The sequence below is a fragment of the Catenulispora pinistramenti genome (assembly GCF_018274385.1).
Lineage (GTDB): Bacteria > Actinomycetota > Actinomycetes > Streptomycetales > Catenulisporaceae > Catenulispora > Catenulispora pinistramenti.
On the sequence record NZ_JAAFYZ010000123.1, the window covers coordinates 1 to 22,932 of the forward strand.

At 69.5% G+C, this 22,932-nt stretch carries 21 protein-coding genes and 1 pseudogene; 18 read left to right on the top strand and 4 right to left on the bottom strand.

Features of this window, described 5'->3' with window-relative positions; genetic code table 11:
• Positions 1-864: pseudogene (locus tag KGQ19_RS29410) on the top strand (hypothetical protein); the annotation flags it as partial.
• Positions 865-953: 89 nt separating this feature from the next.
• Here the strand turns inward: KGQ19_RS29410 and KGQ19_RS29415 are convergent.
• The 4 genes from KGQ19_RS29415 to KGQ19_RS29430 form a co-directional block, all read right to left on the bottom strand.
• Positions 954-2,084, bottom strand: a complete 1,131-nt coding sequence (locus KGQ19_RS29415; protein ID WP_212014860.1) for a COX15/CtaA family protein — start codon at positions 2,082-2,084, stop codon at positions 954-956.
• Between the two features lie 7 nt (positions 2,085-2,091).
• Positions 2,092-2,811 carry an ABC transporter permease gene (locus tag KGQ19_RS29420; RefSeq protein WP_194897734.1) on the bottom strand — a complete coding sequence of 240 codons (720 nt, stop codon included), beginning with the start codon at positions 2,809-2,811 and terminating at the stop codon, positions 2,092-2,094.
• An 89-nt stretch (positions 2,812-2,900) separates the two neighbouring features.
• Entirely contained in the window at positions 2,901-3,827 is a 927-nt protein-coding gene (locus KGQ19_RS29425; RefSeq protein ID WP_212014862.1) for an ABC transporter ATP-binding protein, read from the bottom strand.
• A 172-nt stretch (positions 3,828-3,999) separates the two neighbouring features.
• A complete protein-coding gene (locus KGQ19_RS29430) occupies positions 4,000-5,031 on the bottom strand; it encodes a LacI family DNA-binding transcriptional regulator (RefSeq protein ID WP_212014864.1) in 1,032 nt (343 codons plus the stop codon).
• 173 nt (positions 5,032-5,204) lie between these two features.
• Here KGQ19_RS29430 and KGQ19_RS29435 point away from each other — a divergent pair, with 173 nt between their 5' ends.
• The 17 genes from KGQ19_RS29435 (at position 5,205) to KGQ19_RS29515 (ending at position 22,918) form a co-directional block, all read left to right on the top strand.
• On the top strand, positions 5,205-6,503 hold the full coding sequence (locus KGQ19_RS29435; RefSeq protein ID WP_212014865.1) for an ABC transporter substrate-binding protein: 1,299 nt from the start codon (positions 5,205-5,207) through the stop codon (positions 6,501-6,503).
• 42 nt (positions 6,504-6,545) lie between these two features.
• The gene (locus KGQ19_RS29440) at positions 6,546-7,427 is read left to right on the top strand and encodes a carbohydrate ABC transporter permease (RefSeq protein WP_212014867.1); all 882 of its coding nucleotides are present in this window, start codon (positions 6,546-6,548) and stop codon (positions 7,425-7,427) included.
• Positions 7,424-8,356 (top strand): carbohydrate ABC transporter permease, encoded by a 933-nt coding sequence (locus tag KGQ19_RS29445; protein ID WP_212014869.1) that lies wholly within the window; start codon positions 7,424-7,426, stop codon positions 8,354-8,356. The genes KGQ19_RS29440 and KGQ19_RS29445 overlap by 4 nt, the downstream gene beginning before the upstream one ends.
• Positions 8,357-8,424: 68 nt before the next feature.
• The gene (locus KGQ19_RS29450; protein WP_212014871.1) at positions 8,425-9,759 is read left to right on the top strand and encodes a glycoside hydrolase 5 family protein; all 1,335 of its coding nucleotides are present in this window, start codon (positions 8,425-8,427) and stop codon (positions 9,757-9,759) included.
• Positions 9,760-9,763: 4 nt separating this feature from the next.
• Positions 9,764-12,808 carry an alpha-mannosidase gene (locus KGQ19_RS29455; protein WP_212014874.1) on the top strand — a complete coding sequence of 1,015 codons (3,045 nt, stop codon included), beginning with the start codon at positions 9,764-9,766 and terminating at the stop codon, positions 12,806-12,808.
• Between the two features lie 5 nt (positions 12,809-12,813).
• A complete protein-coding gene (gene mgrA / locus KGQ19_RS29460) occupies positions 12,814-13,824 on the top strand; it encodes an L-glyceraldehyde 3-phosphate reductase (RefSeq protein WP_212014875.1) in 1,011 nt (336 codons plus the stop codon).
• 167 nt (positions 13,825-13,991) lie between these two features.
• Positions 13,992-14,906 (top strand): ROK family protein, encoded by a 915-nt coding sequence (locus KGQ19_RS29465; protein WP_212014877.1) that lies wholly within the window; start codon positions 13,992-13,994, stop codon positions 14,904-14,906.
• 15 nt (positions 14,907-14,921) lie between these two features.
• Positions 14,922-15,320 carry a hypothetical protein gene (locus KGQ19_RS29470; RefSeq protein WP_212014879.1) on the top strand — a complete coding sequence of 133 codons (399 nt, stop codon included), beginning with the start codon at positions 14,922-14,924 and terminating at the stop codon, positions 15,318-15,320.
• A gap of 131 nt (positions 15,321-15,451) precedes the next feature.
• Positions 15,452-16,204 carry a helix-turn-helix transcriptional regulator gene (locus KGQ19_RS29475; RefSeq protein WP_212014881.1) on the top strand — a complete coding sequence of 251 codons (753 nt, stop codon included), beginning with the start codon at positions 15,452-15,454 and terminating at the stop codon, positions 16,202-16,204.
• Positions 16,201-17,613 carry a Fe-S cluster assembly protein SufB gene (gene sufB / locus KGQ19_RS29480; protein WP_212014882.1) on the top strand — a complete coding sequence of 471 codons (1,413 nt, stop codon included), beginning with the start codon at positions 16,201-16,203 and terminating at the stop codon, positions 17,611-17,613. Before KGQ19_RS29475 ends, sufB begins: the two co-directional genes overlap by 4 nt.
• Positions 17,614-17,677: 64 nt before the next feature.
• Positions 17,678-18,916 (top strand): Fe-S cluster assembly protein SufD, encoded by a 1,239-nt coding sequence (gene sufD, locus KGQ19_RS29485; RefSeq protein WP_212014884.1) that lies wholly within the window; start codon positions 17,678-17,680, stop codon positions 18,914-18,916.
• A complete protein-coding gene (locus KGQ19_RS29490) occupies positions 18,913-19,239 on the top strand; it encodes a non-heme iron oxygenase ferredoxin subunit (protein WP_212014886.1) in 327 nt (108 codons plus the stop codon). Before sufD ends, KGQ19_RS29490 begins: the two co-directional genes overlap by 4 nt.
• 6 nt (positions 19,240-19,245) lie before the next feature.
• Entirely contained in the window at positions 19,246-20,004 is a 759-nt protein-coding gene (gene sufC, locus KGQ19_RS29495) for a Fe-S cluster assembly ATPase SufC (protein ID WP_212014894.1), read from the top strand.
• Positions 20,005-20,010: 6 nt separating this feature from the next.
• Positions 20,011-21,270, top strand: coding sequence for a cysteine desulfurase (locus KGQ19_RS29500; RefSeq protein WP_212014895.1), 1,260 nt, complete (start codon positions 20,011-20,013; stop codon positions 21,268-21,270).
• A 47-nt stretch (positions 21,271-21,317) separates the two neighbouring features.
• The gene (gene sufU, locus KGQ19_RS29505; protein ID WP_194897645.1) at positions 21,318-21,788 is read left to right on the top strand and encodes a Fe-S cluster assembly sulfur transfer protein SufU; all 471 of its coding nucleotides are present in this window, start codon (positions 21,318-21,320) and stop codon (positions 21,786-21,788) included.
• Positions 21,785-22,108 (top strand): metal-sulfur cluster assembly factor, encoded by a 324-nt coding sequence (locus tag KGQ19_RS29510; protein ID WP_012786480.1) that lies wholly within the window; start codon positions 21,785-21,787, stop codon positions 22,106-22,108. Before sufU ends, KGQ19_RS29510 begins: the two co-directional genes overlap by 4 nt.
• A gap of 282 nt (positions 22,109-22,390) precedes the next feature.
• Positions 22,391-22,918, top strand: coding sequence for an NUDIX hydrolase (locus tag KGQ19_RS29515; protein ID WP_212014903.1), 528 nt, complete (start codon positions 22,391-22,393; stop codon positions 22,916-22,918).
• Positions 22,919-22,932: the final 14 nt, after the last annotated feature.

Genomic DNA, 22,932 nt, shown 5'->3' on the forward strand with positions numbered 1-22,932 from the left:
GGGTCGGGAGGGCCGGGGCGCGCCGTCTCGGCGACGGACCTGACGAAGGCGGGGCCGGCGTCCGCGTCCCCGTCCGCGAAGCCGACCACGGACCACTCGACGGCGCGGACGCCGGTCGCGCCTTCGTCGAGTGCGAAGTCCGCGCAGACCACGCCGCCGCCGAACACGACGACGCCCACCCCGTTGGCGCAGTTCTACGATCCGGCCGGTACGGCGATCCCCCAGAATCCGGCGCCGCGGCCCGGGCCCGGCCAAGTGCTCATGGACGGTCGCTCCGGTGCCGAGATCTTCAAGTCGCTGCTGCCCTCGGGGCTGGTCACCGCCAACTACACAGGCCAGGACCACTACGACCCCGCGAACCCGGGGGTGGCTGTCGGCTCGACCATGACCGTCGACGACGGAACCGGGAAGCTGACCGACGTAGCTGTGACGCTGACACAGAACGTCGCGAGGGCCCTGAAAATCACTGACTGTGTCTCCGCGAAGGAGATGGCGGCCATCTCGATCAGCGACTGCCGGGCGGTTGCCGAACCGGATGGAAGCGTCGTGCTGTCATACCGTATGGACGAGTACAACCCGGACGGTGCCGGTTTCGCTGGGAAGGGCTCTTACGACGACAGGGTGATCCGGGTGTTCCAGAACGGCACTGTGCTCATCATGAGCGCGAGCAACTTCCACATCCCGCCGAACCCGCCGCAGACCAAGGGCTGGCACGTCGATCCGGTACGCCAGGCCCCGCTGCTGTCGCTGGACCAGCTCGCCGGGATCGCGATGAGCCCGCAGTGGGGACTGACGGTTCCCGCGCAGCTCGCGCAGCAGGCGAAGCAGGATCTCGTGCCCTATGACGACCAGACGCCGCACTGACCGCTGATACGACTGACCGCCGACATGGCAGTGTCCCCGGCCCGCGAGCATCGGGCCGGGGACACTGCCGTATCAGGTTATGGGGTCGGTCAGGCGGGAACGGGCCGGCCCTGGGATTCGGCGGCGGTTCCGGCCTTGCGCTCCCGCATCGCCAGCAGGACCCGCCAGGTCGCGGCCCAGACGATCGCCGCGCCGAACATGTGGATGCCGACCAGCAGCACTGGCAGGTGGGTGAAGTACTGCACGTAGCCGATGACGCCCTGGGCCATCAGCAGCAGGAACAGGTCGCGGACGGTGGTCAGGACGCGGGGGCCCGCGCCGGTGGCCTTGAGCCCGAACCACAGCGCCACCGTCAGGCCGACGACCAGGAAGACCAGGTCGGCGTGCAGCTGGGTGGCGTTGGCCGGGCTGAGCGGGAAGCGCTTGTGGCCCGGGTCGCCGGCCTTGGCGCCGGAGTGCGGGCCGCTGCCGGTGACGATCGTGCCGGCGATCAGCAGGGCGCCGACGCCGGCGGTGAGGAGGTAGCCGAGCCGGCGCAGGATCGGCTGGACGGTCGCGGTGGGGTCGTCGTCGTTGGGCTCGCGGCTGCGGACCCACAGGACGTAGGACAGCGCGACCATGCCCAGGGAGACCAGCATGTGCACCGAGACCCAGATCGGCGCCAGGTGGGTGCGGACCGAGATGCCGCCGATCACCGCCTGGACGACGACGCCGACGAAGAGCGTCCAGGACAGCTTGTTCAGCACCGCGCGGCGCGGATGCCAGCGCATGCACGCGATGATCGCCGCGCCGACCGCCACCGAGACGGCGAAGGTGAGCATGCGGTTGGTGAACTCCACGACCCCGTAGGCGCCGAGCCGGCTGGTCGGGACCAGGCTGCCGTCGGTGCAGGTGGGCCAGGTCGGGCAGCCCAGGCCGGAGTCGGTGAGGCGGACCGCGCCGCCGGTGACGATGATGCCGATGTTGGCGACGAACGCGGCGAAGCAGGTCCAGGTCAGGACGGCCGGGGGAGTGCGCCAGGCGAGGAGGCGGGCCAGCGGACCCGAGGCGGGTGAGGCGCCGGCCGCGGGCTCGGCAGCCGAGGCAGCAGTCGGGGTGGCAGTCGAGGCGGCGGCCGAGTCAGCGCCCGGCACCGCACCCGGGGCGCCAGCCGTGCTCCCGGCCTGCGCGGGCACCTTGGTCGTGCCGCCAGCCGGGGCGTCCCCGGCGGTCTGCGTCATCGTCCTGCTACTCCCACTTGAAGGTCCGGGCGGCCACCGCGATCGCGGCCACGGCCCAGGCGGCGAGGATGCCGACGTTGGCCCAGGGCAGCGTGGCGCCGTGCTGGAGCACGTCGCGCAGGCCGTTGGTGAGGGCGCTGATCGGCAGGGCGTCGAGCACGTGGCGCACGCCCGAGGGGAACTTGGACAGCGGGATGATCACCCCGCCGCCGGCCAGCAGCAGCAGGAACACGAAGTTCGCCAGGCCCAAGGTGGCCTCGGCGCGCAGCGTGCCGGCCATCAGCATGGCCAGGCCGGCGAAGGTGCCGGTGGCCAGCACCACCAGCACGATCACCGCCAGCGGGTCGCCGTGCGGCTTCCAGCCCATGGCCAGGGCGATCGCCGACAGCAGGGCGATCTGGATCACCTCGACGCACAGCACGCACAGCGCCTTGGCGACGATCAGCCCCCAGCGCGGCAGCGGGGTGGCGCCCATCCGCTTGAGCACGCCGTAGCGGCGCTCGAAGCCGGTGGCGATGGCCAGGCCGGTGAACGCCGTGGACAGCACCGCGGCGCCGAACAGGCCCGGGGCGTAGAAGTCGATGCGCTTGCCCGGGCCGGAGGTCGCGACCAGCGACTCCCCGGAGAACAGGACCATCATCAGGGCCGGGATCACTATGGTCAGCAGCAGCTGCTCGGGGTTGCGGAGCATCAGCCGGACCTCGTGCCCGGCCTGGGCGAGGATCATCCGGGTGGCCGGGGCGGCGCCGGGTTTCGGGGTGAAGTCCAGGGCGGTACCCACGGCGACGCGGCTGTCGTCCGGGGGAGCGGTGGTGGTCAACGGAGCTCCCGTCCGGTCAGATCGAGGAAGACGTCTTCGAGGGTGCGCCGGCCCACGCTCAGGCCTTGCGGCATCACGTCCTTGGCCGCGCACCATGAGGTCACCTTCGCCAGCACGTCGGGGGTGACGTCGCCGCCCACAGTGTAGGCGCCCGGCGGCTGCTCGGCCGCGGTCAGGCCCGCCGGCAGCTCCGCGAGCAGGCCGGCCAGGTCCAGGCCGGCCGGAGCGGTGAACCGGATCTCGGTGTCCCCGGCGCCGTTGGCCGTGCTCAGCGCGTCCGGGGTGTCGTGCGCGATCACCTTGCCGGCGTCCACGATCGCCACCGTGTCGGCCAGCCGCTCGGCCTCGTCCAGCAAGTGGGTGGTGAGCACCACGGTGACCCCGTCCCGCCGCAGCTGCTCGATCAGCTCCCAGGTGGCGTGCCGGGCCTGCACGTCCAGCCCGGCGGTGGGCTCGTCCAGGAACACCAGCTCCGGCCGCCCGACCACGGCCAGCGCCAGCGAGAGCCGCTGCTGCTGCCCGCCGGACAGCCGCCGGAAGGTGGTCCGGCCGGCCGAGCCCAGGCCCAGCCGCTCGATCAGGGCGTCGGTGTCCAGCGGGTTCGCGTAGAGCTTGGCGGTGTGCTTGAGCATCTCCACCGCCCGCACGCTGGGGTAGATGCCGCCGGACTGGAGCATCACGCCGATCCGCGGCCGCAGCTGCTCACCCTGCGTGACCGGGTCCAGGCCGAGGACGCGGACGGTGCCGCCGTCGGGCCGGCGGTAGCCCTCACAGCACTCGATGGTCGAAGTCTTCCCGGCCCCGTTCGGGCCGAGCACGGCGGTGATGGTCCCGGTCTGCACGCGCAGGTCCAGGCCGTCCACCGCGGTCTTGGCGCCGTACCTCTTGACCAGGCCGGTCACTTCTACGGCTGGTTGTCCCATAGCGGAGATTCTACGAAGACACTCTGTGGTGCTCGGCGCCGGGTAAGGCTGTTATGTGCGCCACACCTCCGCCGGCCCGGTCGGGCCGCGGGTGACCGGCTGCCCCCGGCCGCGTGAGCGGAGCTGATATCGAAGCCATTACTGAACCGGTTCACTTGATCGCTGAACCGGTTCATGCCTCCTGTTCGGTGTAAGGGGCTCGGGTGCTCTCCCGGACCGTCAGCCGGGGCGTGGCGCCCTGCACGTCGCGCACCGACCCCGGCTCGTCGATCGCCGCCAGCAGCATGGCCGCGACCTGGCCGCCGAGTGCGAAGGTGTCGCGGCCCAGGGCGGTGATCGCCGGGTGCACGATCCGGGTCAGCAGCGAGTCCTCGAAGGAGACCACCGACAGCCCGGCCGGTACCGCGACGCCCATCTCGGCGGCCACCGCGAGCCCGGCCACCGCCATCACGTCCGAGTCGAAGATCAACGCGCTGGGCCGGTTCGGGCTGCTCAGCAGCGCGCGGGTGGCCGAGGCGCCCTGGGCGTCGCTGAAGTCGGTGGGGACCGAGACCGCGTCCACCAGGTGCAGGCGGCGGGAGGCGTCCTTCAGGGCCCGGATCCGGCGGCGGGTGTGGTGGAAGGCCTCGTCGCCGGCGACGTGCGCGATCCGGCGGTGGCCCAGGGCGGCGAGGTAGTCGACCAGGGACAGCATCGCCTCGCGGTCGTCGGCCCACAGGCTGGGCAGGGTGCCGTGGCCGCCGGGGCCGCCGATCACCACCGCCGGGACGCCCAGTTCCTCCAGGACCGGCACCCGCTTGTCCCGGTGTTGCAGGTCCACCAGGACGAAGCCGTCCACGTGCCGCTCGGAGGTCCAGCGCCGGTAGACCTCGATCTCGGCGGCGGTGTCCTCGACGATCATCAGGTGCAGGGCGATCGAGCGCGCCGAGAGCCCGGCCTGCAAGCCGGCCAGCAGCAGGCCGAAGAACGGCTCGGCGCCGATGGTCTGCGCCGGGCGCGCGACGACCAGGCCGACCGCGTCGGAGCGGGCGCCGCTGAGCGCGCGGGCGGCCTTGTGCGGCCGCCAATTCATCTCCGAGGCCACCGCCAGGATACGGTCGCGGGTGGCGGGGCTTACCCCTGGCCTGCCGTTCAGCGCGAACGACACGGCGCTCTTCGACACCCCGGCCCGCCGGGCTATGTCGTCGATGGTGGGTCTGGTCACGGTTCGGTATCCCTTCCCCGGTGGGGGTCTGGGGACCCCTTGACACCTCGGATGACGCAGAGCATAGTCCCGTTTCACTAGAGCGGTTTAGTAAAACTCTCGTGAACGAGAGAGCACTCCTGAACGACCCCCCAACACGATCCCCTCACACGAAAAGGTCGGGAGTCATGACCATGCGCAGGACCACAGCGGTATCCGCTATCGCCGTCGCCGCGACGCTGCTGGCGGGCTGCGGCGTCGGAAGCAAGTCCTCGTCCACGGACGCGAACAAGACGGTCTCCACGACCGCCGCGCTGTCCGGCTCGATCACCTTCCAGACCTGGTCGCTGAAGAACGACAAGTTCACGCCGTACTTCAACACCCTGATCGCGGCGTTCAAGCAGGCGCACCCGGGCACCGACGTCAACTGGGTCGACCAGCCCGGCGACGGCTACGCGACCAAGGTCAGCAGCCAGGTCACCACCGGCAGCCTGCCGGACGTGGTCAACCTGCCGCCGGACATCGCGCACGCCGTGGCCAAGACCGGCAACCTGCTGGACCTGAAGCAGAACGTCCCGACGCTGGCCACCGACTACGTCAAGAGCGGCCTGGCCGCCTACAACTACCAGGACGTCTCCGGCGGCTCGCAGGACTTCGGCTTCCCCTGGTACCTGGGCACGGACGTCAGCTACTGGAACAAGACGATGATGGCCAAGGACGGCCTGGACGCCACCAAGCCGCCGAAGACCTTCGACGACCTGGTCGCGCAGGCGAAGATCATGCACGACAAGTCGAACGGCAAGGACTACCTGATGTCCCGGGCCCCGTGGCTGTCGGACATCGCCAACACCGGCACCAAGCTGCTGACCGCGGACGGCACGAAGTTCGCCTTCAACACCCCGGCCGCCGCGGCGATGCTGGACAAGTACACCGCCGCCTACAAGGCCGGCTACCTGCCCTCGAACGTCCTGGACAACAGCTACGAGGGCAACTCCACGCTGTTCAGCAAGCAGCAGGTGGCCTGGACCACCGGCGGCGGCAACCTGATCACCAGCCTGCAGCAGGACAACCCGACGCTGGCCCCGAACGTGGTTCCGTCCCCGGCGCTGGACACCGCGCCGCTGTACGTGCAGGGCCTGTCGGTCGCCAGCAAGAGCAAGAACCTCCCGCTGGCCCTGGCCTTCGCCGAGTACGTGACGAACAACGCGAACCAGACCGCGTTCGTCAAGCTGGCCCCGGGCTTCCTGCCGGGCTCCGCCGCCTCCGCGAGTGACCCGCAGTACACCAAGAGCGACGGCACGCCGCAGGGCGACGCGTCGGTGATCGCGTACCAGGACATGCAGACCGCGGTGAACTTCACGCCGCCGATCTGGACCGACGCGATGAACACGATCCTGAACCAGGAATTCGCCAAGGCGATGACCGGCAAGGAGACCTCCAAGCAGGCCTTGGACAACATCGTGAATCAGGCGAACGGCCTGCTGACGCAGTGACGCGAGTCCTGAAGGCCTGATGAGGAAGTTGCGAGGAAGCCGATGAGGTCCCACCGGTTCTACACGCCGTGGCTCTTAATGCTGCCGGCGCTGGTCTGGCTCGCGCTGTTCAGCGTGTGGCCGGCGATCAACACCATCACGCTGTCGTTCACGAACGTGCACCAGCTGACCGGTGGGCACTACATCGGCTTTAAGAACTACTGGCTCTTATGGCACGACCCGCACATCCGGGACGCGGTGCTCAACACGATCGTCTTCATGGTGATCTGCGTCCCGCTGCTCACGTTCCTGCCGCTGCTGCTGGCCCTGTTGGTGCAGCGGAACATCCGCGGCATCGCCTTCTTCCGGACGGCGTTCTACTTCCCGGTCATCGCCTCGGCCGTGACCGTGGCGCTGATCTGGAAGTGGATGCTGGACGACCGTGGCCTGTTCAACAACTTGCTCCAGACCATGGGGTTCGTCCACAAGACGGTTCCGTTCCTGACCGACCGGTGGTTGCTGCTGCTCAGCGCCATCGCGCTGACGGTCTGGAAGGGGCTGGGCTACTACATGCTCCTTTATATGTCCGCGCTCGGCAGCGTGCGGCGGGATCTGCACGAGGCGGCCGCCGTGGACGGGGCCGGGACGGTGCGGCGGTTCTGGAGCATCACGGTGCCCGGGGTGCGCGGGACCATGATCCTGATATCCGTGCTGATCGCGGTGAACGCTATGCGCGTGTTCAGCGAGCTCTACATCCTCGGCGGTGCTACCGGCGGGGTCGGGGGCCAGGACGTGTCGATCGTGATGCTGGTGCAGCAGGCCGCCTCCGGTTCTGACGGCAGGCTCGGCTACGCCAGCGCGATCAGCGTGTTCCTGTTCTTCCTCACCGCCATCCCGCTGCTGTTCCTGACCCGCCTGAACAAGAACAACCAGGAGGAGTCGTGACCGCGACCACCGCCGAGGACAGCCGCGAGGGCCGCAAGCGCCGGGTCCGCGGGACGGGCGCCGTGCGGCATCCGGACCGCAAGGGGCGCTCGCCCATCTTCGACGCCCCGACGCCGCACGGCTTGTTCTTCCGCTATCTGGCGCTGATCATCGTGCTGCTGATCTCGATCGGCCCGATGCTCTGGGAGCTGTCGACCTCGCTGAAGAGCAAGGCCGAGGACGTCTACACGCAGAACATCCAGCTGCTGCCGCACCACCCGACGCTCGGCAACTACGGCGAGGTGCAGAACACCATCCCGGTGTGGCACTTCGCGCTGAACTCGCTGACCGTGGCGGTCATCAACGTCACCGGCAACGTCATCGGTGCCACGCTGGCCGGCTACGTGCTGGCCCGGCTGAAGTTCAAGGGCCGCAAGCTGCTGCTCGGGGTGTTCGTCGCGACGCTGATCCTGCCGGCCGAGGTGACGATCATCTCCAAGTTCCAGATGATCACCAGCATGGGCCTGGGCAACTCGATCCTCGGTGTCTGTCTGCCGGACATGATCGCGATGACCAACGTGCTGCTCATGCGCAACGCGTTCATGGCGCTGCCCAGGGAGGTCGAGGAGGCCGCGATCATCGACGGCGCCAACGTCCTGCAGCGGATGCGCTACGTCGGCCTGCCGTCGGTCAAGGGCGTGCTGAGCGTGATCTCGATCTTCGCCTTCATCGGCGCCTGGGACGACTTCCTGTGGCCGCTGCTGGTGTTGCAGAGCCCGGACAAGCTCACCCTCACCGTCGGCCTGTCCTACCTGAACGGCCAGTGGTCGCACGACCCGCGCACCATCGCCGCCGGCACCATGATGGCGCTGCTACCGATCTTGGCCTTGTTCCTGATCTTGCAACGGTACTTCTTCCGAGGCGTCGCCCAGGGCGCGATCAAGGGGTGAGTCCCCCCACCCATCCCGGTACCAGCTCAGCTCCACCCGAACACACACGAGGGAAGCCCGCCCCGGCCATGACCGCAGCTCCGCTGTCCGCCCCGCAGCCCACGACGACACAGCAGACCCAGCCCACCGAGCAGACCCAGCCCCCCACCGGGCAGACCCAGCGCACGCCCCGTTTCGGCGTCAACTACACCCCCAGCGCCGGGTGGTTCCACCACTGGCTCGACTTCGACCTGGACCAGGTGCGCGCCGACCTGGACTCGATCGCCGCGCTCGGCCTGGACCACGTCCGGGTCTTCCCGCTGTGGCCGCTGTTCCAGCCCAACCGCACCCTGATCCGCCCGCGCGCGGTCGAGCAGCTGGTGGCGCTCGCCGACGCCGCCGCCGAACGCGGCCTGGACGTCAACGTCGACGGCCTGCAGGGTCACCTGTCCAGCTTCGACTTCCAGCCGGCCTGGGTGAGCACCTGGCACCGCCGGAACATGTTCACCGATCCCGATGTGGTCGCCGGCGAGGCCGAGTACCTGCGCACGCTGGCCGCGGCGCTGGCCGACCGGCCGAACTTCCTCGGGATGACGCTCGGCAACGAGACCAACCAGTTCTCCGGCGACCCGCACCCGGACCCGGACCGCATCACCCCGGCCGAGGCCGGGGCCTGGCTGGACCGGCTGCTCGACGCCTGCGAGCAGGGCGCCCCGGGCAAGCTGCACCTGCACTGCTCTTATGACGCCGCCTGGTACCTCGACGACCACCCGTTCACCCCGGCGCACGCCGCCCGGTACGGGGCCGCGACCGCGATCCACTCCTGGGTCTTCAACGGCACGCAGCAGCGCTACGGCTCGGATTCCGCAGCCGTGGCGCACCACGCCGAGTACATGATCGAGCTGTCCAAGGCCTGGGCCGCTGAGGCGCACCGGCCGGTCTGGCTGCAGGAGGTCGGCGCGCCGCAGCCGCACATACCGGCCGACCGGGCTGCCGACTTCACCAGGGCGACCGTGGCTAACGCGCTCGACTGCCCGGACCTGTGGGGCGTCACGTGGTGGTGCTCGCACGACGTGAGCAAGGACCTGGCAGACTTCCCTGAGCTCGAGTACAGCCTGGGTTTGCTCACCAATTCCCGGGAGCCCAAGCCCGCCGGACTGGAGCTGGCGAAGATCGTCGGCGAGGTCCGGGAGACCTGGACGCCGCCCGCGCCGCGGACGGTCGGCCTGGTCGTGGACCTGCCGGAGGAGGTCACGGTCCGGGCCACCTGCGCTCCGGGCGGGCGGTACTACGAAGCCTTCATGCGGCTATTGGCACAAGGTGCGCGGCCCACGGCTGTACTCGCGGCGCTCTCGGGGGATAAGAATCACTTGACTGCGCGCGGCATCACCGAGGTGCTGGCCGTCGAGGACGTTTGGAGCTAAAGCGATGCACGATAACCGGTCCTTGGTGGAACACCGCCTGAAGCGCGTCCTGGAGGAGCGCATCACCCCGGCGGTCTACCCGGCGTCGGTGCCGTTGACCGGGTCGATCTGGGTGGCCCCGGGCGAGCCGGTCCCGGTGGCCGAGGGTCTGGCCGCGCCGCGCGAGCCGGTCGCGGTCGGCGACCGGTGGGGCGCGCCGTGGGGGACGAGCTGGCTGACGGTCTCCGGGACGGTGCCCGCCGAGTGGGCGGGCAAGACCGTCGAGGCGATCATCGACCTCGGGTTCGACAAGAACATGCCCGGCTTCCAGTGCGAGGGTCTGGTCTACCGGCCCGACGGCTCGCCGGTGAAGGGCCTGAACCCGCGCAACCAGTGGGTGCGGGTGGCCGAGGCGGCCGTCGGCGGCGAGGAGGTGCTGCTGCACGTCGAGGCCGCGTCGAACCCGGTGATCCTGGACTACCACCCCTTCCTGCCGACGCTGCTCGGGGACAAGGAGACGGCCGGCGACGAGCCGCAGTACCGGCTGGAGAAGCTGGAGCTGGCGGTCTTCGACGAGACGGTCTGGAACCTGGTCGCCGACCTGGAGGTGCTCGGCGAGCTGATGGCCGAGCTGCCCGAGGACTCGGCGCGGCGCTACGACATCGTGCGCGCCGTGGAGAAGGCGCTGGACACCGTCGACTTGCAGAACGTGAACGCCACCGCGGCCGCCGCGCGCGAGCAGTTGGCCGACGTGCTGGCCAAGCCGGCCGTGCCCTCGGCGCACACCATCTCCGCGATCGGCCACGCGCACATCGACTCGGCGTGGCTGTGGCCGCTGCGCGAGACGGTCCGCAAGGTCGCCCGCACCACCGCGAACATGACCAACCTGCTGGACTCCGAGCCCGAGTTCATCTACACGATGTCCCAGGCCGCGCAGTACGACTTCATCAAGACCCACCGCCCGGAGGTCTACGAGAAGGTCAAGAAGGCGGTCGCCGAGGGCCGCTTCGTGCCGGCCGGCGGCATGTGGGTGGAGTCGGACACGAACATGCCCGGCTCGGAGGCGATGGCCCGGCAGTTCGTCCACGGCAAACGCTTCTTCCTGGACGAGTTCGGCGTCGAGAACGACGAGGCCTGGCTGCCGGACACCTTCGGCTTCGCCGGCGGCCTGCCGCAGATCATCAAGGCGGCGGGCTCGAAGTGGCTGCTGACCCAGAAGATCTCCTGGAGCCAGGTCAACAAGTTCCCGCACCACACCTTCCTGTGGGAGGGCATCGACGGCACCCGGATCTTCACCCACTTCCCGCCGATCGACACCTACAACTGCTCGATGAAGGGCAGCGAGATCGCGCACGCCGCCCGCAACTTCAAGGACAAGGGCCGCGCCTCGCTGTCGCTGGCCCCGACCGGCTGGGGCGACGGCGGCGGCGGGACCACCCGCGAGATGGTCGCCAAGGCCAAGCGGATGAAGGACTTGGAGGGGTCGGCGAAGGTCGTCTGGGAGAAGCCGGCGGCGTTCTTCGCCAAGGCCGAGGCCGAGTACCAGAACCCGCCGGTGTGGGTGGGAGAGCTCTACCTGGAGCTGCACCGGGCCACGCTGACCAGCCAGGCCGGGACGAAGCAGGGGAACCGGCGCAGCGAGCACTTGCTGCGTGAGGCGGAGCTGTGGGCCACGACGGCGGCGGTGCGGAACGCGTTCGAGTATCCCTACGCGGCGCTGGACCGGATCTGGAAGACGGTGCTGCTGCACCAGTTCCACGACATCCTCCCCGGGTCGTCTATCGCGTGGGTGCACCGCGAGGCGGAAGCCACCTACGCGCGGCTGGCGACGGAACTCGACGAGATCATCGGGAGCGCGCTGGGGGCGGCAGCTGGCGAGGGCGACCGCGCGATCGCTTTCAACGCGACGCCGCACACCCGCGCGGGAGTGCCCGCCGGAGCCGGGCGGGCCGCTGCCGGCCCGGACGGTTCGGTGGCGGCCGTACCGCGCGAGGCGGGCGGCTTCGTGCTCGACAACGGCCTGGTCCGGGTCGAGATCGACGGGCGCGGTCTGGTGGTCTCGGTGTTCGACATCGAGAACGGCCGCGAGACTGTGCCCGCCGGTTCGCCCGCGAACCTGCTGCAGATCCATCCGGACTTCCCCAACATGTGGGACGCCTGGGACGTCGATGAGTTCTACCGCAACACGGTCACCGACCTGACCGAGGCCGAGGTGGTCGAGGTCGCGGAGTCCGACCCGGCGCAGGCCGCGGTGCGGGTGGTCCGGAGCTTCGGCGCCTCGCGGGTGACTCAGCGGCTGGCACTGCGCGCCGGCCTCAAGAGCCTCGACATCAGCACCGAGGTCGACTGGCACGAGACCGAGAAGTTCCTGAAGCTGGCCTTCCCGCTGGACATCCACGCCGACCGCTACGCCTCGGAGACCCAGTTCGGCCACCTCTTCCGGCCGACGAACACCAACACCTCCTGGGAGGCCGCGAAGTTCGAGGCCTGCAACCACCGGTTCGTGCACTTCGAGGAGCCGGGCTGGGGTGTGGCGCTGGCGAGCGGTTCCACCTACGGCCACGACGTGACCAGGACCGTCCGCGCGGACGGCGGCACCACCACGACCGCGCGCATCTCGCTGCTGCGCGCGCCGCGGTTCCCGGACCCGGAGACCGACCAGGGTATCCACCGATTCCGGCACTCGCTGGTCGTCGGCGCGACGATCGGCGACGCGGTGCGGGAGGGTTTCGCGGTCAACCTCCCAGATCGCAGTGTGGACGGCGAGCGCGATGTCGAACCCTTGTTCACCATCGACAACGACGCCGTCACCGCCTCGGCGATCAAGCTCGCGGACGACCGCAGCGGCGATGTCGTCCTGCGCGTCTACGAGTCGCACGGCGGCCGGGCCGCGGCGCGCATCACGCCGGGCTTCGGTTTCTCGGGGTTTGAGATCTGCGATTTGCTAGAGCGGCCGATCACCCGAGAGGGTGTGAGCGTGGCCACAGACAACGATGGACTGGTCCTGAAACTGCGGCCGTTCCAGCTCGTCACGCTCCGTTTCACCCGCACCACCGGTTCGGAGGCCTGAACCAGATGAACGTCCTACCCACCTATGCCGCCGAGCCGGACCGCTATGACGGCCGGATGCCCTATCGGCGCAGCGGGGCCAGCGGGCTGAAGCTGCCCGCGGTGTCGCTGGGGCTGTGGCACAACTTCGGGGACGGCAAGCCGCTGGACGAGCAGCGCGCGGTGCTGCGGCGGGCCTTCGACCTCGGGGTGACGCACTTCGACCTGGCGAACAACTACGGGCCGCCCTACGGCTCGGCCGAGGTCAACTTCGGGCACCTGTACGCGCAGGACTTCCGGCCGTACCGGGACGAGCTGGTGATCTCCACCAAGGCCGGGTACGACATGTGGCCGGGGCCGTACGGCGAGTGGGGGTCGCGCAAGTACCTGCTGGCCTCGCTGGACCAGTCGCTGGGCCGGATGGGCCTGGACTACGTCGACATCTTCTACTCGCACCGCTTCGACCCGGAGACTCCGCTGGAGGAGACGATGGGTGCGCTGGCTTCGGCGGTGCGGCAGGGGAAGGCGCTGTACGTCGGCATCTCCTCCTACAACTCCGAGCAGACGCGCGAGGCCGCGGCGTTGCTGCGGCAGATGGGGGTGCGGGCCCTGATCCACCAGCCGTCGTACTCGATCCTGAACCGCTGGATCGAGGAGGACTCGCTGCTGGACGCGACCGCCGAGACCGGCATGGGCTGCATCGCGTTCAGCCCGCTGGCACAGGGGCTGCTGACGTCGCGGTACCTGGACGGGAACGTCCCGGCCGGGTCGCGGGCCTCGGTCGGCCGCTTCCTGTCCAAGGACAACCTGACGCCGGAGGTGCTGGCCAAGCTGCGCGGGCTCAACGAGCTGGCCGGCAAGCGCGGGCAGAGCCTGGCGCAGATGGCGACGCAGTGGGTGATCCGCGATCCGCGGATGACCTCGGCGCTGATCGGCGCGTCGTCGGTGGCGCAGCTGGAGGAGAACGTGGCCGCGGTGTCCGGGCCGGAGTTCACCGCCGACGAGCTGGCCACGATCGACGAGCTGGCGCTCGGGTAGCGGGTGTCCCGGCGGATCCGAGTCAGCCGAGAACTGAGCATGGTGCCGCCGAGCCGGGGCTACCGAGCCCCGGCTCGGCGGTTCTCGCCCGTCGGGCGGGAGCAAAACCTTTTTCTTGACCAAGCGTCTTTCCTGAGCAAGCGTCGTCCCGAACACCCGGAGGAAGTGTGTACGCGGCCATCGACATCGGCGGCACCAAGATCGCGGCGGGGTTGGTCGATGCCGATGGCCTCCTGCTGACCCGGCACGAACGGCCGACCCCGGCCGTCGAGCCGATGTCGGCGGTCGAGGACCTGCTCGCGCGGCTGGCCGCGGACCCGGGCTGGGAGCAGGCCCGCGCGGTGGGCATCGGCAGTGCCGGGCCCATCGACGCCGCCAAGGGCACCATCAGCCCGCTGAACATCCCGGCCTGGCGCGACTTCCCGCTGGCCGCCCGGGTCGCCGACACCACCGGGCGGCCGGTGACGCTGGCCGGCGACGGCGTCGCGATGGCCGCCGGCGAGCACTGGCGCGGTGCCGCCAAGGGCCGCGAGAACGTGCTGTGCATGGTGGTCTCCACCGGCGTCGGCGGCGGCCTGATCCTCGGCGGCAAGCTGCGCCCCGGCCCCAGCGGCAACGCCGGGCACGTCGGCCACATGTGCGTGGAGCTCGACGGCCCGCCGTGCCCGTGCGGCGCGCGCGGCTGCGTCGAGGTGATCGCCAGCGGCACCGCGATCGCCGCCCGCGCGGTGCGCGAGGGCTGGCAGCGCCCCGGCGGCGGCCCGGCGTCCGAGGCCACGGCCGCGGAGGTGGCCGAGTCGGCGCGCGCGGGCGACCCGATCGCGCTGGCCTCCTACGACCGCTCGGCGAAGGCGATCGCGGCGGCCATCGCCGGGACCGCCGCGCTGGTGGACATGGAGGCGGCGGTGATCGGCGGCGGCGTGGCGAAGTCCGGGGAGGTGCTGTTCGGGCCGCTGCGCGAGCATTTGAAGGAGTACGCGCGGCTGTCGTTCACGCGCGACGTGACGGTGCATCCGGCGGCGCTCGGCGGGGACGCGGGGCTGATCGGCGCGGCGGCTTTGGTGCGGCACGCGGAGATCTAGGGCTGGGGAGCAGGGATGAGTCACCTCACCGACATCATGGTCTCCGTCGGTTTCCCGGATCAGCCCACTGTCGAGGCACTGAGCCGATGGATCGACGAGGAGGCACCGGTCCGGGGCGTCGGCGGCCCGGTCGAGGGGAGGTGGGTCGGCAATCTCGCTGAGACCACTGGCCCGCGCACGCAGTGGGGCGGAGGCAAGGCTCCGGGGTGCGTGGTCTTCGCGGGCACGCTGAACCATGTGGACATCGGCGGCCTGCTCGCCCATATCGCGAGCGTCCCGTGGCGCGCACCCGAGGTGTTGCAAGTGTTCGTGCGGGACGAATATGACACCGTCTTCCAGGTCTGGATGTTCCAGGACGGTCGCCTGTGCCCGATGATCGGGTCCCGTGCCGAACCACCTGCGCCGCAGGCGTAGGCTCGGCTCCAGGCGCCGTCGTCCGAGCCCCGCTCCGAGTCGCCGCCCGCGCGTGAATTAGGTCACATCCGCGTGACTTATTAGGTCTCCCTTACTTGGTGCGCGGGAACGAATAAAGGCACACTGGTGTTGTGGAAAGTGTGCCGAACCCGATCGTGAGTGCGTCGTCGCCCGCCGACGACGCTTCTGACGTGCACGTCGGTACGCGTAATCGGGTCGCGCGCAGCATCCTGGCGAACGGCCCGTCGACCGCCGTCGATCTCGGCAAGCGGCTCAAGATGACGCCGGCCGGCGTCCGGCGTCACCTGGATGCGCTGCTCGCCGAGAATCTTGTGGAGGCGCGGCAGCAGCGGACCTACGGCCAGCGCGGCCGGGGGCGTCCGGCGAAGGTGTTCGCGCTCACCGACAGCGGCCGCAGTGTCTTCTACCAGGCGTACGACCAACTGGCCGTCGACGCGCTGAAGTTCCTCGCCGACAGCGTGGGGGCCGAGGCGGTCGAGGCGTTCGCGCGCAAGCGGGTCGCGGAGCTGTCGGACCGGTTCCGGGAGCGGATGGACGCCGTGCCCGCCGAGGAGCGGCCGGCCTTGCTGGCCAAGCTGCTGACCGACGACGGATACGCCGCCACGCTCCGCGAGAGCGGCAAGGCGCCCGCCGCCGGCGAGCAGCTGTGCCAGCACCACTGCCCGGTGGCCCATGTCGCCGAGCAGTTCCCGCAGCTGTGCGAGGCCGAGACCGAGGCCTTCGCCGAGCTGCTGGGCACCCATGTCCAACGACTGGCGACCATCGCCCACGGCGACGGCGTGTGTACGACCTTCATCCCGATGACCGCTACAGCCACCGGGAGCACCAAGAGCAACGAGGTTTCCGGAGGGAACGCGCTATGACCACCACCTCACACGAGCAGCTCGAGGGCCTTGGCACCTACGAGTACGGCTGGGCCGACTCCGACGTCGCCGGCTCCGCGGCACGCCGCGGCCTGAACGAGGACGTCGTCCGCGACATCTCCGCGAAGAAGAACGAGCCGCAGTGGATGCTGGACATGCGGCTGCGGGGCCTGCGGCTGTTCGAGAAGAAGCCGATGCCGGTGTGGGGCGCGGACCTCGGCGGGATCGACTTCGACAACATCAAGTACTTCGTGCGCTCCACCGAGAAGCAGGCCGAGTCCTGGGACGACCTGCCGGCGGACATCAAGAACACCTACGACAAGCTGGGCATCCCGGAGGCCGAGAAGCAGCGGCTGATCTCCGGCGTGGCGGCGCAGTACGAGTCCGAGGTCGTCTACCACCAGATCAACAAGGAGCTGGAGGAGCAGGGCGTCATCTTCCTGGACACGGACACCGCCCTGAAGGAGTACCCGGAGCTGTTCCGGGAGCACTTCGCGACCGTGATCCCCACCGGTGACAACAAGTTCTCCGCGCTGAACACCGCGGTGTGGTCCGGCGGGTCCTTCATCTACGTCCCCAAGGGCGTGCACGTCCAGATCCCGCTGCAGGCCTACTTCCGGATCAACACCGAGAACATGGGCCAGTTCGAGCGGACGCTGATCATCGCCGACGAGGACTCCTACGTCCACTACGTCGAGGGCTGCACCGCGCCGATCTACTCCTCGGACTCGCTGCACTCGGCGGTCGTGGAGATCGTGGTGAAGAAGAACGCCCGGGTGCGCTACACCACCATCCAGAACTGGTCGAACAACGTCTACAACCTGGTCACCAAGCGGGCCGCGGCACAGGCCGGGGCCACCATGGAGTGGATCGACGGCAACATCGGCTCCAAGGTGACGATGAAGTACCCGGCCGTCTGGCTGCTCGGCGAGCACGCCAAGGGCGAGACGCTGTCCGTCGCCTTCGCCGGCGAGGGCCAGCACCAGGACGCCGGCGCCAAGATGGTGCACGCCGCGCCGCACACCTCCTCGACCATCATCTCCAAGTCGGTGGCCCGCGGCGGCGGCCGCACCTCCTACCGCGGCCTGGTCCAGGTCCAGGAGGGCGCGCACCACAGCAAGTCCACCGTGAAGTGCGACGCGCTGCTGGTCGACACCATCTCCCGCTCGGACACCTACCCGTACGTGGACGTCCGCGAGGACGACGTGTCCATGGGCCACGAGGCGACCGTCTCCAAGGTCAGCGAGGACCAGCTGTTCTACCTGATGAGCCGGGGCATGACCGAGGACGAGGCGATGGCGATGATCGTCCGCGGCTTCGTCGAGCCGATCGCCCGCGAGCTGCCGATGGAGTACGCGCTGGAGCTCAACCGGCTGATCGAGCTGCAGATGGAGGGCGCGGTCGGCTGACGCCCGCGCACCCTTTTCCGAAACAGACCTCTAACGAACCTCTAGCCACGAGTACGGGACATCGATGTCTGATCCGCAGAACCAGGTGGGCTCCAAGACCGCCGCAGCCGTCACCGTGAACGAGCCCGGCGCGGGCAACCGCCTCGCCGGCCCGGGCACCGGCCGCGCCGTGAGCCAGCCGACCGACGCGCGCGTGGAGCGCCACGCCTCCTTCGACCCCGCGGACTTCCCGGCCCTGACCGGCCGCGAGGAGGACTGGCGCTTCACTCCGCTGAAACGGTTGCGCGGGCTGCACGAGTCCCCGGCCGCCGACGGCAAGGTCGCGGTCGAGATCACCGCTGCGGAGCCGGTCGTGGTGGAGACGGTGGGCCGCGACGACGCCCGGCTGGGCAAGGCCGGCATCCCGGTGGACCGCACCTCGGCGCTGGCCTGGGCCGGCTTCACCGAGGCCACCGTCATCACCGTCCCGGCCGAGGCCGAGGTCGCCGAGCCGGTGCGGGTGAGCCTGACCGGCACCGGAGGCACCGTCTTCGGCAACGTGCTGGTGGACGTGAAGCCGTTCGCCAAGGCCGTGGTGGTCCTGGACTACCAGGGCAGCGCCACGTACTCGGAGAACGTGCAGTTCCTGGTCGGCGACAGCGCCGACCTGACCGTCATCGCGCTCCAGGAGTGGGCCGACGACGCCGTGCACCTGTCGCAGCAGCAGGCCAAGCTGGGCCGGGACGCGCGGTTCCAGTCCATCAACGTCACCTTCGGCGGCGACCTGGTCCGGCTCACGCCGCGGGTGGTGTACACCGGGCCCGGCGGCGACGCCGAACTGCTCGGCGTCTACTTCGCCGACGCCGGCCAGCACCTGGAATCCCGGCTGCTGGTCGACCACAGCGCCACGCACTGCAAGTCCCGCGTGACCTACAAGGGCGCGCTCCAGGGCCAGGACGCGCACACCGTGTGGGTCGGCGACGTCCTGATCCGGGCCGAGGCCGAGCAGACCGACACCTACGAGCTGAACCGCAACCTGGTCCTGACCGACGGGGCGCGCGCCGACTCGGTGCCGAACCTGGAGATCGAGACCGGCGAGATCGTCGGCGCCGGGCACGCCAGCGCGACCGGCCGCTTCGACGACGAGCAGCTGTTCTACCTCCAGGCCCGCGGCATCCGTGAGGACGAGGCCCGCCGTCTGGTGGTCCGCGGCTTCTTCGCCGACGTGATCGGCCGCATCGGCATCCCCGATGTCCAGGAGCGGCTGATGACCAAGGTCGAGGAAGAGCTCGCGGGCGCGGTGACGGCGGGGGCGGCCGTATGACCGAGACACAGACCTGGGTCCGCGTCTGCGGCGTCTCCGAAGTCACCCCGGACCAGCCCAAGGCGGTCGTGGCCGGAGAGACCCCGGTGGCCGTGGTGCTGCACGACGACGAGTTCTACGCCATCCACGACGTGTGCTCGCACGCGAACGTCGCCCTGTCCGAGGGCGAGGTCGTGGACTGCGAGATCGAGTGCTGGCTGCACGGCTCGATGTTCGACCTGAAGACCGGCCGGCCCTCCAGCCTGCCGGCCACCGAGCCGGTGCCGGTGTACCCCGTGAAGATCGAAGGCGATGACCTGTACGTCGCCGTGAAGGAGGCGTAGAGAGTCATGGCGACCCTGGAAATCAAGGACCTGCACGTCACGGTCGAGGGCGAGAACGGCCCGCGCGAGATCCTGCGCGGGGTGAACCTCACCGTCAAGGAGGGTGAGACGCACGCCATCATGGGCCCCAACGGCTCCGGCAAGTCCACCCTGGCCTACTCGATCGCCGGGCACCCGAAGTACACCATCACCTCCGGCACCGTCACCCTGGACGGCGAGGACGTGCTGGCGATGACCGTGGACGAGCGGGCCCGGGCCGGCATGTTCCTGGCCATGCAGTACCCGGTGGAGATCCCCGGCGTCACCGTCTCCAACTTCCTGCGCACCGCGGCCACCGCGATCCGCGGCGAGGCCCCGAAGCTGCGCACCTGGGTCAAGGAAGTCAACGGCGCCATGGAAGCCATCCAGATGGACAAGGCCATGGCCGAGCGCAACGTCAACGAGGGCTTCTCCGGCGGTGAGAAGAAGCGCCACGAGATCTTGCAGATGGAGCTCCTGAAGCCGAAGATCGCGATTCTGGACGAGACCGACTCCGGTCTGGACGTGGACGCGCTGAAGACCGTCTCGGAGGGCGTGAACCGGGTCCGGGAGTCCGGCGAGGTCGGCACGCTGCTGATCACGCACTACACGCGGATCCTGCGCTACATCAAGCCGGACTTCGTCCACGTCTTCTCCGACGGCCGCATCGTGGAATCGGGTGGCCCGGAACTGGCGGACAAGCTGGAATCTGAGGGCTACGAAAGCTACGCCAAGGCTGGAGCCTGATCCGATATGGTCGTTAATTCTCAGTTCCTTGACACGGACGCGATCCGCAAGGACTTCCCGATCCTGCAGCGCACGGTGCACGGCGACAAGCCGCTGGTCTACCTGGACAACGCCGCGACCTCACAGTCGCCGCAGCAGGTGATCGACTCCATCGTGGAGTACTACTCGCTGCACAACGCCAACGTGCACCGCGGGATCCACGTGCTGGCCGAGGAGGCCACGGCGCTGTACGAGGGCGCGCGGGACAAGGTGGCGGCCTTCATCAACGCCGGCGCGCGCGAGGAGGTCGTCTTCACCAAGAACTCCTCCGAGGCGCTGAACCTGGTCGCGAACGTCCTGGGCTGGGCCGAGGCGCCCTACGGCATCCGGCCCGGCGACGAGATCGTGATCTCGGAGATGGAGCACCACTCCAACATCGTGCCGTGGCAGCTCACCGCCGAGCGGATCGGCGCCAAGCTGCGCTGGTTCGGCATCACCGACGAGGGCCGGCTGGACCTGTCGAACGTGAACGAGCTGATCAACGAGCGCACCAAGGTGGTCTCGCTGGTCCACGTCTCCAACATCCTGGGCACGGTCAACCCGGTCGAGACCATCGTCAAGCGCGCGCACGAGGTCGGCGCGCTGGTGGTGCTGGACGCCTCGCAGTCCGCGCCGCACCTGCCGCTGGACGTGCAGGCGCTCGGCGCCGACTTCGTCGCCTTCACCGGGCACAAGATGCTCGGCCCGACCGGCGTCGGCGTGCTGTGGGGCCGCCGGGACCTGCTGGAGGAGCTGCCGCCCTTCCTCGGCGGCGGCGAGATGATCCAGACCGTCACCATGGAGAAGTCCACCTACGCCGGCCTGCCGCACAAGTACGAGGCCGGCACCCCGCCGATCTCCGAGGTGATCGCGCTGGGCACGGCCGTGGACTACCTCAACGGCATCGGCATGGACAAGGTGGCCGCGCACGAGCACGCGATCACCGAGTACGCGCTGGGGCGCCTGCAGGACGTCGAGGGGCTGCGGATCATCGGCCCGGCCACGAACGAGGACCGCGGCGCGGCCATCTCGTTCGTGCTCGGCGACATCCACCCGCACGACGTGGGCCAGGTGTTGGACGAGCACGGCATCGCGGTGCGGGTCGGGCACCACTGCGCGCGGCCGGTGTGCGTGCGGTTCGGAATTCCCGCGACCACGCGGGCGTCGTTCTATCTGTACTCCACGCCGGCCGAGGTCGATGCCCTGATCGTGGGTCTGGACCAGGTGAAGCGGTTCTTCGGAGTCTGAGAGACATGGCCGCCGAACACAGGGAAGGCCGGGAGGTAAGCACAGAGATGCAGCTGGAATCGATGTACCAGGAGATCATCCTGGACCACTACCGCCACCCGCACCACAAGGGGCTGCGGGAACCGTTCGCCTCGCAGGTGCACCACGTCAACCCGACGTGCGGCGATGAGGTGACCATGCGCGTGGACCTCAAGGGCGACGTGATCAGCGACATCTCCTACGAGTCCCAGGGCTGCTCGATCAGCCAGGCCTCGGCCTCGGTCATGGCCGACCTGCTGATCGGCAAGTCCGTCGAGCAGGCGCGCGAGGTGCAGGAGACCTTCCTGCGGCTGATGCAGTCCAAGCTGGACGGCCCGGAGTTCGCCGAGGAGCATGAGGAGGTGCTGGAGGACGCCGTGGCGTTCGCCGGCGTCGCCAAGTACCCGGGGCGCGTGAAGTGCGCGCTGCTGTCGTGGATGGCGTGGAAGGACGCGACCGCGCAGGCATTGGATGACACAGAGAGTGGTGTGAAGGCATGAGCACGACCGAACTGGCGCCGGTCGAGGACGTCACCGAGGCGCTGCGCGACGTGGTGGACCCGGAACTGGGGATCAACGTCGTCGATCTCGGCCTGGTCTACGGACTCACGGTGGACGACGCCAACATCGCCGTCGTGGACATGACGCTCACCTCGGCGGCCTGTCCGCTGCAGGACGTCATCGAGGACCAGATGCGGATGGCGCTGGACGGCCTGGTCGCCGATTTCCGGGTGAACTGGGTGTGGATGCCGCCGTGGGGTCCGGACAAGATCACGGACGACGGGCGCGAGCAGCTTCGGGCCCTGGGATTCAACGTCTGATTTTGCCTCTGGTTTTCGGCGCCTGGTTTCCGCGCCGGACATCCTCAGTGTCGTCTTCCCGTCGTTGAGGCGGGCGTCACTAATACACCGCCCGGTCCGTCCTGGATCGGGCGGTTTTGCTTGCCGGTAAAGGGGTTCAGAGATCGCCCCGGCCGCCGACTTCTGCGGATGCATGTGCATTCGCAGGCGCCGAAGTCTTGCGTAGACGGCGGTACGTGTGGGTAGGTTGGTACCTGTTACAAGTAACGAGATGGTCAAGAGTTGCGTACAAAGGGGGAGCCAGTGTCCGGGATCCGGAAGGCGACCGACAACGGCCGTGAGGCATGTCTGCTCGCCGTTCACCTCATCCTGCAGCGGCCCGACGACGAGCGTGTCCTGCTCGGTCTGCGTAAGGGCCCCGTGTGGGGCGCCGGACGGTGGCACGTGCCCGCCGGTCACGTCGAGGCCGGCGAGGACGCCGTGCAGGCTCTGGTCCGCGAGGCGCGCGAGGAACTGGGCGTGCGGATCGACCCGGCCGACCTGGAGCACGCGGTGACCGTCCACCACCGCGAGGCCGACGGCGATCCCCGCATGCAGCTGTTCTTCGCGGCCAGCCGCTGGTCCGGCGGTCCGGTGAACGCCGAGCCCGGCAAGTGCGAGAAGCTCGGCTGGTTCAAGGTCGACGACCTGCCCTCGGCGACCGTCGGCTACACCCGCACGGCGTTGAGCTCGTGGCGGGCCGGCCGCTCGTTCGCGGTGTGCTGGCGGGACAGCAAGCGGGTGGACCGCGGTCTGGGCTCGCGCCTGATAGCCGGTCTTCAGGCGATCTGAGTCACACCGCCCGC